Annotated in this window: 14 protein-coding genes; 1 reads left to right on the top strand and 13 read right to left on the bottom strand. The window is 35.4% G+C overall.

Features of this window, described 5'->3' with window-relative positions; genetic code table 11:
* Nucleotide 1: 1 nt before the first annotated feature.
* Entirely contained in the window at nt 2-1,756 is a 1,755-nt protein-coding gene (locus ACEN33_RS03205; RefSeq protein WP_407093737.1) for an ABC transporter ATP-binding protein, read from the bottom strand.
* Nucleotides 1,757-2,225: 469 nt separating this feature from the next.
* On the opposite strand from ACEN33_RS03205, the gene ACEN33_RS03210 reads away from it, so the two are divergent.
* Nucleotides 2,226-3,212: an Abi family protein gene (locus tag ACEN33_RS03210; protein WP_407089948.1), complete on the top strand. Its 987-nt coding sequence runs from the start codon at nt 2,226-2,228 to the stop codon at nt 3,210-3,212.
* A 117-nt stretch (nt 3,213-3,329) separates the two neighbouring features.
* Here ACEN33_RS03210 and ACEN33_RS03215 read toward each other — a convergent pair whose 3' ends face one another.
* The 12 genes from ACEN33_RS03215 to ACEN33_RS03270 form a co-directional block, all read right to left on the bottom strand.
* Nucleotides 3,330-3,401: a YneF family protein gene (locus ACEN33_RS03215; protein WP_407094580.1), complete on the bottom strand. Its 72-nt coding sequence runs from the start codon at nt 3,399-3,401 to the stop codon at nt 3,330-3,332.
* A 258-nt stretch (nt 3,402-3,659) separates the two neighbouring features.
* Nucleotides 3,660-3,950, bottom strand: a complete 291-nt coding sequence (locus ACEN33_RS03220; RefSeq protein ID WP_407094554.1) for a DUF5960 family protein — start codon at nt 3,948-3,950, stop codon at nt 3,660-3,662.
* A 16-nt stretch (nt 3,951-3,966) separates the two neighbouring features.
* Nucleotides 3,967-4,659 (bottom strand): hypothetical protein, encoded by a 693-nt coding sequence (locus ACEN33_RS03225; protein WP_407094555.1) that lies wholly within the window; start codon nt 4,657-4,659, stop codon nt 3,967-3,969.
* Entirely contained in the window at nt 4,652-5,149 is a 498-nt protein-coding gene (locus tag ACEN33_RS03230) for a Panacea domain-containing protein (protein WP_407094556.1), read from the bottom strand. The genes ACEN33_RS03225 and ACEN33_RS03230 overlap by 8 nt, the downstream gene beginning before the upstream one ends.
* A 345-nt stretch (nt 5,150-5,494) precedes the next feature.
* Entirely contained in the window at nt 5,495-6,961 is a 1,467-nt protein-coding gene (locus tag ACEN33_RS03235) for a glucosaminidase domain-containing protein (protein ID WP_407094557.1), read from the bottom strand.
* Nucleotides 6,962-6,991: 30 nt separating this feature from the next.
* A complete protein-coding gene (locus ACEN33_RS03240; protein ID WP_171031231.1) occupies nt 6,992-7,246 on the bottom strand; it encodes a holin in 255 nt (84 codons plus the stop codon).
* A gap of 11 nt (nt 7,247-7,257) precedes the next feature.
* Nucleotides 7,258-7,548, bottom strand: a complete 291-nt coding sequence (locus ACEN33_RS03245; protein ID WP_407094558.1) for a hypothetical protein — start codon at nt 7,546-7,548, stop codon at nt 7,258-7,260.
* A 128-nt stretch (nt 7,549-7,676) separates the two neighbouring features.
* A complete protein-coding gene (locus ACEN33_RS03250) occupies nt 7,677-8,216 on the bottom strand; it encodes a serine O-acetyltransferase (RefSeq protein ID WP_407094559.1) in 540 nt (179 codons plus the stop codon).
* 83 nt (nt 8,217-8,299) lie between these two features.
* Nucleotides 8,300-8,587, bottom strand: a complete 288-nt coding sequence (locus tag ACEN33_RS03255; RefSeq protein ID WP_407094560.1) for a hypothetical protein — start codon at nt 8,585-8,587, stop codon at nt 8,300-8,302.
* An 89-nt stretch (nt 8,588-8,676) separates the two neighbouring features.
* Nucleotides 8,677-10,431, bottom strand: a complete 1,755-nt coding sequence (locus tag ACEN33_RS03260) for a hypothetical protein (protein ID WP_407094561.1) — start codon at nt 10,429-10,431, stop codon at nt 8,677-8,679.
* Complete coding sequence (locus tag ACEN33_RS03265) at nt 10,432-11,274, bottom strand: peptidoglycan amidohydrolase family protein (RefSeq protein ID WP_407094562.1); 843 nt, start codon at nt 11,272-11,274, stop codon at nt 10,432-10,434. It lies immediately after the preceding gene.
* Nucleotides 11,275-12,624 (bottom strand): phage tail protein, encoded by a 1,350-nt coding sequence (locus ACEN33_RS03270; protein ID WP_407094581.1) that lies wholly within the window; start codon nt 12,622-12,624, stop codon nt 11,275-11,277. It abuts the gene before it with no gap.
* Between the last annotated feature and the right edge of the window lies 1 nt (nt 12,625).

The raw sequence follows: 12,625 nt of genomic DNA on the forward strand, positions 1-12,625 counted from the left end.
ATTACACCTCTTCCATTTCAGAACTTAATTCTAATTGTTGGTGTTCATACATTTCTTGGTACCAACCATTATTGTTAATTAATTCCTCGTGTGTTCCACGCTCAACAATTTGACCTTCATCCAGCACAACAATCTCATCCGCATGCATCACACTACTTAGACGATGGGCAGAAATTATTGTTGATTTGTCTTCACGTGTTTCTTTAATTGAATTTAGAATGGCTTCTTCAGTTTTAGCGTCTACGGCAGAAAGTGAATCATCCAATATCAATAACTCTGGATTAATTAACATCGCTCTCGCCATAGAAATACGTTGTTTTTGTCCTCCAGATAAAGCCACTCCACGTTCACCTACTAATGTATCATAGCCTTCACTAAAGCCTAATATGTCCTCATGAACACTTGTCACTTTAGCAATTTCTTCAACTTCTTCATTAGTAGTACCCATATTCGCAAAACGGATATTATCACGAACAGTCGTTGAGAATAAGAAATTATCTTGAGGAACGTAACCGATATTCGCTAATAAACTATCTAATTGATAATCTTTAATCGAAATTCCATTGAAGGTAATATCTCCTTTAAATTGGTCATAATCACGTAACAATAACTTAAATAATGACGTCTTACCAGATCCAGTACGACCAACGATTCCAAGTGTATTCCCTTGTTTAATATGAATATCAATATCACGTAAGGAAGCCTCGTCATCATCATCTGGATAAGCAAATTCATCTATTTCAATATGAATATCACCTGAGATAGATTGACTCAATGCATCCGGTTCTTCAATAATCGTACTTTTTTCATTTAAAATTTCTAAAATACGGTCATAACTTGCTGAACCACGTTCTAAAATATTAAACAAACGTCCGATCGCAATCATCGGCCACTGTAAACGAGTCACATAACTGATGAAAGCAACTAATAAACCAATAGTAATTTCTCCTTGTGAAACTAGAAAACCACCAAAGAATACACCTAAAATCGTAGATGCACCCATAATTAGTTGACTTGCAGGTCTAAACGCAGCATCAAATAAATAAACTTTTTGATTTCGATCAACTACGTTTGTCGTCATTTTCTTAAAGTCTTCAATATCTAACTCTTCTTCACCAAACGTTTTAATTACTTTCATACCCGTAACACTCTCTTGAACTTTATCGTTCATCGAAGAAAAAGCTGCTTGAGATTTTCGTGAGTGATAGTGAAGCTTACGACCGACAAAACGAATTAAAATCGTTAACAAAGGTATAGGGATAATCGACACTAGTGTTAATCGCCAGTCTACAAAGAAAAACATCATGAATAATGTCAGTAATCCTTGAGATAAAGAGTCCACTAAGGTTAAAATTCCTCCCCCAGCAACCATACGAATCGAGTTCAAGTCATTTGTCGTTCTCGCCATCAAATCTCCAGTACGATATTTTTGAAAGAATATCGAATCCATTTGTGTAAAATGAGTGAACAATCTTGCTCTTAATATCTTTTCCAGTTTAGCTGATGTTCCAAAAATCTTCGTACGCCATACGTAACGCATCGCATATTGAACTATAGCAATAACAACCAGAATGACACTCCACATAACCAATTGACTTCCTGTAATTGTACCTGCAGTCATATTATCTATGATGATACCAATAATCATTGGCACAAGCGCAGTCATCACACTCAATAGAATTAACATTGATATTCCAAAAATATACGCTTTTCTTTCTTGTTTAAAAAACCAACCCAGTTTTCCAAACATATCCATACAATTCACCCCATCCTAAAATTTAAAAAAGAGAGACATGTCATTCCCTTTGCCTCTCAAAATAAAGCTATCAATTTCATCTCAAAAACTTAACTTTTAACTAAAAAAGCCTTGATACAACCGCTATTAGTAGCATAAAACTACCATAGCCAATTTACTGAAGCAAATCTTTTGCACCCGATTTAATGAGAATAGTCTTAGTATTATAACATTTTTAAAATTGTCATGCATGATCAATCAGAAATGGTTATAAAAAATAATTAATTAATTTCAGATATTGCATATTTATTTTCTATGGAATTGAAAAGAATAAAACGAACGTTTGTTCTTATTTTCTATTGAGCTTAACTAATTGTACTGATATAATAGATTAAGAAAAATATTACTGATTATTCTTTTTTTGTTGACAAAATTCTAAAAACAAAATAGAATGGAGCAAGAGATAGTGTTGGTAACTCTACGGGGTCCAATGCGGAAACCTTCATTCTTAGGAATGGAGGTTTTTTTTATTAAACAATTTAAAACATTGGATGAACAACTCATAATTGTCCATAATAGGAATTTAAGAATTACTGATTATAAAAGAGCAAAACAATTTTTACTGACTAACAACTATTATAATATCATTAATGGTTACAGTAAGTACTTTATGGACAATGAAACTAATATTTATAAAAACAATGCTACTTTCGATGAAATAACACATCTTCACAGATTTGATACAGCAATAAAGCATGCTCTGATGAAGTCGTTAGGTCATGCAGAAGATCATATTAAATATATAACTGCTCATCGTTTTGCCGAAAATTATCCTAATATAAAATACGCCTATTTACAATTAAGTAGTTATACAAAAAATAGAAATTCGAAACTAGATTGGTTAATTCCAAATCTTTGTAATTTAATAAAAAAGAAATCCAGACAAAAAAAGGATAATGCTATAAAACATTATGTAAAAAATTATAATGATGTCCCAATATGGGTTATCGTAAACTTTATGGATTTCGGACAAATTAACACATTATTTTATTGCTTGCCTACATCCTTGCAAAATCAAATAGCAACGAATTGCCTATCTTTTGTTCATGAAAATGGAAATGCTATAAATGGTATCTTCACTCCAGAAATTATGGTTTCTTTTCTTGATAATATGAGACAAATTAGAAATGTATGCGCACATAATAATAAACTCATTGATTTTAAGTGTAAGTCAGATATAAAGTATTACAATGATTTACATGATAATTACAATATCTCAAAAAATAGTTTCAGAAATGATGTATATAACGTTTTTATCATATTGCAATGTTTTGTTAGTCGAAATGAATATGCTTACTTACATAATTCATTTCTAAAACAAATTAAGAATTTGGATAAAAAACTAAATTCTATTTCTATTAATGTCATTCTAAAAAGTTTGGGATTTCCAGAGGATTGGCATGAAAATAACAAATAATTTATTCATTAATACTCTTTTAGTATTCTGAATTTTAAATTTTTTTCATAGGAAAAAAGGGTTGATGACACATAAATGTCATCAACCCTTTTTATAATTATTTTTACAAACGTTATATTAACGCTGTTTCATTGAGTTCATAATTTGTTGAACTTTCTTTTTAGATGGTTTTTGACCCATTTGAGCCATTTACTACTTTTATAAAAGCTAGAATCGTTCTGGCTAAGAAAATGTATTATAACAACACTTTCAACAAGTCTTATGTCGGACTACATCGGATAAAGTTAAGAATTTTTGCTACCTTTTTGCTACTTTTATTCCACACATAATAGGGCTAGACCATTCATTAATTTGAGTGGTCTTTTTTACTGTCATCAAATCGATAAAACTCCCACTCATCATTGGAATTAATCTTAAAGTAGAATGAGGGGCAATTTTTATCTTCTATTATATACACTCTTTAAACACATATTCGCCATTCGTCCTATCAAAAATAAAATAATGGCTTTTTAAGTCGCTCGATTTATGCGCAGGCAACTTAAAGAAGTTGACATTGCTTTGTGTCATCAATCTTTCGAAGCTACCTATCAATGAATAAAGCGGTTCTATGTCAGTGTAGTATTTCCCGAAAGCCTTTTCGAACTGATTAAACTCTGGACTTGCCATACTGATTTCCATGCTATCACCTCGTGCATAATTATACGAACGAATGTTCTGTTTGTAAATAAATGATTGCATAAAAAATAACCCCACTTCATAAGCTAAGCGGGGTATTTTTAATGAAAAATTCTTCTAAATCTATATTAGAATGATTAATCGCATTGTAATATTTTTCTTTATATTCATCATGATTAAGTTTTTTGTATCCACTAGGTATAGCCAAATGGTACAAATCTATAAATGCAATTGAATGATAATATTCTATATTTTCTTTGTCTTCATCATTTATTCTAAAAACAAAATAAACCCTAATCCCTGTATTTTCTCGGGAATTAATTTCTTTTGGACGAAATTTATATAACACACCACTTTCGTAGTCATTTACTACCTCTGGATTTATTTCTTGTAGCAATCTTTCAAAACGTTTGTCTCTACTGCTTTTAAATCTACTAGTTTCAACTGGTTCACTGTTTTCGCCATATAAGCATTTAAACTTACTATCTCTAAGTTTATAAAGATATCTTTTACTCACGCTTACAAGTTTGTCTACGTCGTCATAAATATCATCGTTGTCTTCTATCTGATACATTTTGTTTTCACAGATAAAATTGGTAAAATTCTCATCATCAATTTTAATTGATTTTAGCGAGAAGTTATTCAGTGCTTTAAATTCAGGGTCCTCGCCACGAAACTCTCTCTTATTGATGGTTTTTGTATGTATTGTCACTGAATCAAATATACTACGATCTATTGATGCTTTGATGTTTGGTTTTTTAAATTTACTCAACCATATACTCCTTAATGATTAATTCATTATTCATTTTATCTGAACGATAAGGATTATTACTATCATATGTTTCTTTCCAGGCTTTATCCAAATGTGATCGTTGGACTAATGAAAAATCATTTATATCATTTAACTGAACAAATAAATCATCTAAATACTCTAAAACCTCACTATCTAAATTAGAATAATCAAACTGGTCAAAATCATCATATTCATTATTCTTGTTTTTAAAGTAAACATCTCTTACAACTGGTCCATATCTCCACGCCTCGAATTCTTCTGGAAATAAATATTTAGGATAAGTCTCATCCATATCAGTATTTTCAGTGTCTTGTTCAGTTATACTTCCAATGTTGGCACCATAATAAGCAAACATAAAATATAATATTTTTTGAATTTTTATAGGCGAAAGCGAGGTGCTATCAGGAAATCTGGCATAAAGATAAGCGATTAAATCATTGGCTGATTCAAATAAAGTGTTCCTTTCCATAATAGTCTCCTCCTAAATAAAAATGATTTCTTAACTGTATTAAGTATAATTTACCAATCCTAAATTGAAAAAGCAAGAACAACGTGCGGAATTTTAACACAATTTGAAATAACACGCAAGTGTTTAACGAACAAAAATAACCCCACTACCTAAATTGGCGGTGGGGTTAAATCATTGGTATATCAATATTTTTAAGTTTGTGACCGACATCTGTGTCGGTCGCAACTTATTTATTTAACTTTCCTATTTTCATTTTTTGCCTTAAAATCAAAATAGAATATGGAAAGTACCCATTTAATCATTCTATCTCGCTTTTTCTTTGATTACTTTAATATCTAAATTACTTTATTTCTTCTTCCATACCCAGACAACACCATCATTATCAATATACTCACCTTCTTGAAGTTCTTCGTATTTCTGTTTAACTTCTTTAGGTGCTTCTACTTCGACTGGTTTCAGTTCCCATCTACGTTTAGATTCTTCTAAGTATTCTTCTAATATGATCGAGTTATATTTTTCTAATCTGTACGCTACTTTAGAGTGATTACCCGGCTTATCTAATTTGATAACCTCAGCAATTTTATCCTTAGTACCTAGTAAATCTTTATATTTTGGCGAAGCTAACAACTGACGTTTAGATAAGTCCGCCCATTGCCAGTTGGTGTCTAGGGTCACCGTGTCACCTTTTTTAAGTTCATCGAATGGTAGTCGTGGTTCTTTGTATTCCTTGAACGGTGTTGTTGCCATTCCTTGTGGGTTGTTCGGATCAACAGGTTTGCTACCTGATTTCAGCTTAGCGGTGATACTAGCACGGTAATCATTAAGTTGTGCCTTGGTCATTCCCGGACACGCTGTATCATTATATGGTATTTCCTTGTGACCTCGAATATCATTCCCATTCAAGTGCTTGAGTGGGTCACTCAATAACCATAACATAACATCATCTAACGCTTTAAGCTGCTTAGGTGTATGATTAGCAAAACTAGACCCTTCTAAACAAACATGGAATAATTGTGGATTTAATCGTCCTGCACCGTAAGTCACAATATCAAAGTCATAGTTCCAGTATATATTACCCTCAAAGTCAATGTAAATACCATATCCGCCTATTTCCCACTTATGGTGATTTCGCCAATAATTCTCGTGAGCTTTGATTGTATTTTCTTCTCCGCCTTTTCTGTTAACAGCGGTGTAGTGTCTTACAATGTTCTTAATCGATGATTTTGAGCGTCTTGCATAAGCGCCATGACTTGGATAGCCCAAAGCTCGCTTACGTCTGTCTATCATTTTCGGTCTTGGAAAACTCATTGTATCAGTTCCTTTCTGTGTGTCGTACTGCGTTAAGTTGTATCTCTCCACTTTGTCTATAAGCTTCGTTGCGTAATTTGGATCGCCTGCATACGAATATTTATCCCCTGTGAATTTCGGCGCCAGATATTTTGCTTCGTCTTTGTAATTGGTCGCTTTAATAGCTAGTCCATAAACCTTATCCGTTTCCCTAAAAGGTGTTGACGTAAAGAATTCCGCATGGTCTTTTATTGACGCTTCATGCGATGGATATTTTCTGAACTCCGATTCTCTCGCTCCACCAACTTCACCCGATACATGTGGCACACTATCACCTGTCCATGGTGCAGATGCCTTTATCCCAAAGCCGTTATTGGATTTAAGCGCAAGCTCCGATGTGAACATCTGTGATTCCACGATAAGTTGCGCTAAACGTGTAGCTACCGAGATAGGTGAGTCATATTTTTGCACGATTGGTGCGTATGTCTTTAACTTTTCTCGTACTTGTTTTTCCGTTAGTACCATTCAATTCCCTCCATATAAAAAAGAGTGCCATTAGACACTCTTGAAATTATCGTATAGCCCACTTGCTCCTAAACCGCCAATGCCACCTGCTAGAATCGTTTCAGCTAAAGGTAGGTTAAACCCTAAGGCGATTGCTACACCTATCCCAAAACCGATGACAAGCGATAATAAGGGGATGTACTTGTTATCTAAGTCTGTGGCTTGCTTAATGACTTCTACGATGCCATTGATGATAAACACTAATGCTCCTGCAACGATAACCGCATTATCTAAAATTTCTATCAATATATTCACTCCTATCTCTGATTAAATAGCGTGTTGATACGCTCTGTATTTCGAATGGTGTCATCTTCCAATTCGCCAATTTGTCTTGTGTGTACGTCCAACGTTTTGTGAATATTTTCTCTATCTTTTTGTGAATCTTTCAAATCGTATGTGAGTGCATCAATCGCTTTTTCTAGAGACTTCATGGTCTGGTCATTTTTGGTGATGGCATTTTTAAATGGTGTCACGACCAGTCTAATCATGCTCCAGATTGTTGCGATAGCACCTGCCCACATGGCGATTAAGTTCAAATCAATTTGCATCTGTCACGCTCCTTTTTTTATAAAATAAAAGGACAGTCAGTATATTGACCGTCCTTCCATGTAACTATTTAGCTTTCATTTACCGCGCAGTTTCTTAAACTTTTAATATCGCTACTTCGCAGTTTGGGTCAAGTAGCGTTATTTATATAACCTTCTGTAGCTTTTATGTTTTTGATTATTTTCGCTGGGTTACCTATAACAACCGAATCACTTGGGACGTCAAAGTTTACGTATGAGTTTGGTGCGATTAATACGTTATCGCCAATAAATATTTTGCCAACAATCGAAGCATTGGCGCCTATCCAAACATGATCTCCTATCGTCGGTGTTCCTTTTCTTTTCCCTCTGTTTTCCTGCCCGATTGTAACGCCTTTATGAATATTACAATTTTTTCCAATTACTGCATCAGGATTAACGGTGATATTAAATGCGTGTCCAACGTATAACCCTTGACCAATTTTAGTACTTAGAATTTCCAACCCGTACTTTTTTAAAAGATTTCTTCTTAACATTTTGTAAACAAAAGAATTTTTGTTACTTGAAATCACTTTTCGGTGATAATACATATATCTCAACCCATGGTCTCTCATAAGGTATTTGTATTTTTTCAATCCAGAAAGTTGTTTGCCAGTTTTTCTAAAATAATCATGCGAAAAATCATTGTGCATTTTATACCTCCAATCATTGATTGCTATTAAAGACACTTTATCACAAAAACTTGGTTATATACCATGTTTTTTCTATAAATCATCTAATAAGGTGCATTAACGATAATGTCTCCTGCTTTTTTAGTTAGTCCATTCGCTACACTACTAGCAAATATGCAATCAATTGTAACAATGGCATTAATATCAGATACTGTTCGGTCCCCTGTCCACAAATAATGCCCACCCTGTGTATTGGGAGTCAGCTCCAATCCATCAATAGATATGTGAAATTCGACAGAATTTACATCGTGTGATTTAATTGTTTTCTCGGTTCGAAAGGCGGACTTACTATCCTTATCCGCTTTGAATCTTAATTCAATTGGTATTATCATCTGTCACGCTCCTTTATTTTGTACAAAAATAGACAGCCAAATTAATGACTGTCTTCCTCTAGTGCTTTCTTAACATCTCTTGCTTCCTTTTATAAAGTTCTATTTATATATGTTTCCAAATACTCACAAGTGAACCCATTAGCTTGATTGCTGCTGAATCTTATTTCTAACTTTAAATCATTTGTAACGTTATTAATTGTCCGATTACCAATTAATTTCAGCGAGCCTTCACTAGAAGTTAAGTATGTCTTTACTACGATGCTTGTTGCGTATTTTCGTACAACGAATACACACTCGAAATCCCACTTTGTCGCATGTGAATCTGAGGTTGTGACTCCATCAATGTAATCGTCATTAATAAGTATCATCATTGTTTTTTTATGCGGTGCAACTGCTGTTCCGAACCCTTTGATTTTATACGTGCAATACCCCTCAGGGAGATTGCTTTGTGACAGGGTCTCCTCCCACAAAGTAGCGCTTGTTGTACTGGCTACTTTTTGAGCGATACTTTGATTAGCGACGAAATCTAATGTGCGAGCTGTTCCTTTGTGCATGATACCCAGACTCCGTTCGGCAATAACCATCGGTACATAGTCTGCTGGGAAACCATAAGCCCGCCCATTGATGGTATTATACCGACCATTGTTAGCTACATAGGATGTGTTAAAAGACGGAATACCTACACCTGTAATCTTATTGTAATTACCGTTGATTATCACTTGATTATCAATATTAGACGGTCTCGTGTTATCCCAAAAGTTAGCGTCTAAGATTGAGTTCTTATCACCTTCTAATTTTAAGAATACTTTTTCTTGCTCTTCGCCGGGTTGACAGCCGGGAGAAAACCAGTTGTTCCCCCCTGTCGATGACCTTACCCCCACAATATCATCTTCCCAAATAAAATTACGAGGATTGAAAGCTGTTAAATTAGTAATAGTATTTGATGTAATATACGAGTTTGTTGCCGCACTAGGAATACCCTCGACAGTGTTTCGATGACTGTATTCAAAACGTTTAGAGGTTAAATTTTTAAGTTTAAGTCCGCTTATAATCGCTCCTCGATTTATATCTTTCTGTCGTGCATCCATCCACAGGAAAGTACCTTGATAGGCATTAGAGCCTGTACGTTCGGCGTAAACATCTTCAACAACTGCTTCCGTCTCATCTCCGATAACAAATTGTTTGTTTCCGTCAAAATACAATACAGATTTTTCCATTATGACATGCTCCGCTATAAAAACCCTACCTTTTCGCAGAGTGCCACCCGGACTTATATTAAAAGTTGACGAATCATGACTAAAAACAATGCGGTTACCATTCAAGTCTAACTCTTTTCCTTTTTCTATGACGATTTCTTTATCAATTACATATCGCTTACCAAAAGGAAGCTTCACATAATTATTCTCAGCGAGCGCCGCTATGATTCCATCGGCATCTCCATCAACTGCATTTCCATGAGCGCCGTATTTTAGAGGATTAGCTCCGGACAAAGAGGTAAGGTCTGAGACGTCTCTTGATATTCTGTGTCCCAAAGTTGGTTCACCGTCACTGGCTACTACAATTTCACCACCCCAATCAGCTGTTTCAGTCGCTGCTCTTTGCACTGCGTCAAATTGGTCTTCTACCACATCTTGTCTTTTATTTGTGTTTTCGGCTATTTTCTTCGCTTCACCTGCATAAATACCTGCGATATCTCCTGCTTGACGGTAAGCTTCTGCTACGTCCTCGCCTGTGAACTTAGACTTAACCCACTCAGTGCGTTTTTTAATTTCAGGAGGAACTTTACTCACATCATAATCTCTTGGTGGTGTTGGTGTCTTGTCATATCCATAAGTTTCTGTCATTTATTTCTTCCTTTCTGCTAAATAATCAACCAGTACACTATATTTAGTGCCAAAAGTAACTTCAGTTAATTCAGGCTCTAACAAATTCTGTCGCATTCTAATTATTCTTCGGCCACCATTAGTCATCAGTCTGCCTAATGTATCAGTAGAGTATGTATTACCTACTTCTAGCAAGTCGATATCCTCTTCTTTAATGCCTAGCTCAATGACGGTTGCTGTTGTCTCATGGTAAGTATCCAGTTGACTATTTAGCTTATCTAGTGCTTTTTGCTTTAAATCTATTTGAGACTCCACATTATCGAGTGTCCACGTTTCTGTTTTTATTCCAAAGACGGATTGCAAGTATTCGTGGTCTACAAATTCTTCGTCCAAATAAATGTTATTATCATCATCTGGATCTGTAGGAGTGGGGCCAGGAGCTGAACTACCAACTACCCTCACCCAATACACGGGTGCACCGTTGTAAGCTCGCACCGCGCTGTCAGCGTTGCTACTGATTCTGATACCATTTACAACCGACGTACTGTGGATAGCTTCTGTTGCGTTTAGTGCAAAGCCAGTATGTCCATAAGCATTAGCACTCCCCCCAGGCACACCTGATATAAATATATCACCTGCACGTATTTCAGATCGTGATATTGGTGTAAATAAAGTTCCACGCCATTGAAACATCGACTCTGTATTACCAATCCAAGGCACAGGAAATCCTGCGTATTGCAAGGCTCTCAATACGGCACTAGAGCAGTCTGAATAGTTTGCGTGCATCCGCAAAGTCATCGAGTACTGCATGCCTCTCGCTCGATTATCCAGCATCCACTGTAACGCTTTGTTTATATCTCCCACCTAATCACCTACTCCCAAGTGTGCTATCGGTTCAGATTGCCTACCTAACGTACTGGCTACATTGTTTAATTCTCTTGCCGCAGTAGTCGACGCCTCTTCGGTTGGACGTCTACCAATTGCTCTTACTTTAGTGACGATATCCGTCGCATCAATCATTTCTTGAATTTCTTGCAAGTTAAATTCTGATGCAATCGGTAAATCAGAATCTTCGCCATACTTGTTAAGGATATCTAATGTATATATGCCTTCGTCCAATCTCCACACAATCTCACCACCGATTTTTTCAATAACATGCTGGATTAAGTTATCCCAAGTGTTTCCATATTCAACTTCTACTTCAATAATTCGAGTTTTTTGAATCGAATTTGGTTTATCTACACTCGGGGGATTAATCACTTGCCCACCCATGAGGATGTCTTGCTCATGAATCCATGCGATTACTTGACCTTGTCTGTAAAGTGCATAACGGTTATTGCGGTACTGGTCTTTATTGATGGTTAAATCAGTTGCACTTTTTACAAAGCTAGGTATATTAGTCGGATTATTAGTGTAGCTATCCCAATAGTAAACAGTCGCATCTTTTTTTATCGTAACCTTAATAATTTTGTTGGCAGTATTACTACTTGTATTCATTATGGTCTGTGTATTTTCGTAAGAATAAAATTCCACAATATCTTCCGCTTGTATCCACCCAGATATTCCCCATGCGGAATTGGGATGTCTAAGCAAGTATTTACCTGCAAAGACGCCGGATGTACCAACCACCTCAACCGTGTGAGTAACACCCAGCACACTACTTGCGATATTTAATCGCACACCATCACTATTCCAAATATATTTTGCGGTTTGCTTAATAGTCGCTTTATCACCAATGGACAACTCCTGATTAACTGGTGTCTCATCATCAGGATAGACCGTATAAGTATCCACTTCACACCTTCCCAGTTGAAATTGTTTCCACGGTTCGACTTGCGTGTTATGATAATCCAATAGTTTTTTAACAAAATCACTTACCTTGCCTTTAAAACTGAATTTAGGTTGGTCGCTATGTGTCAATACTCCTGTTATTTCGTCAGCGCTATAGCTAATTTCTGTTTGGTTATCTGTATTGATCGCACCATTATATTGATTCACATATCCCTCAAAGATAATCGCATTGTCTTTTAATCTCAGCACTCTAATGCGGGTCTTGTTCAACTCCATTAATGTAGCAGCTGGGTTATTAGGTAGAAATGAAAACTCCAATAAATTTATGCTATTAATTTCTTTTAGGTATTCCAATGAGATGAATTTTAAATTGTTATTACCTGAGCTATGAATCACAGTGAAGTCGTCATTTATCAAATACACT

This window comes from Ruoffia sp. FAM 24228, from assembly GCF_045528575.1.
Classification (GTDB): Bacteria; Bacillota; Bacilli; order Lactobacillales; family Aerococcaceae; genus Ruoffia; species Ruoffia halotolerans.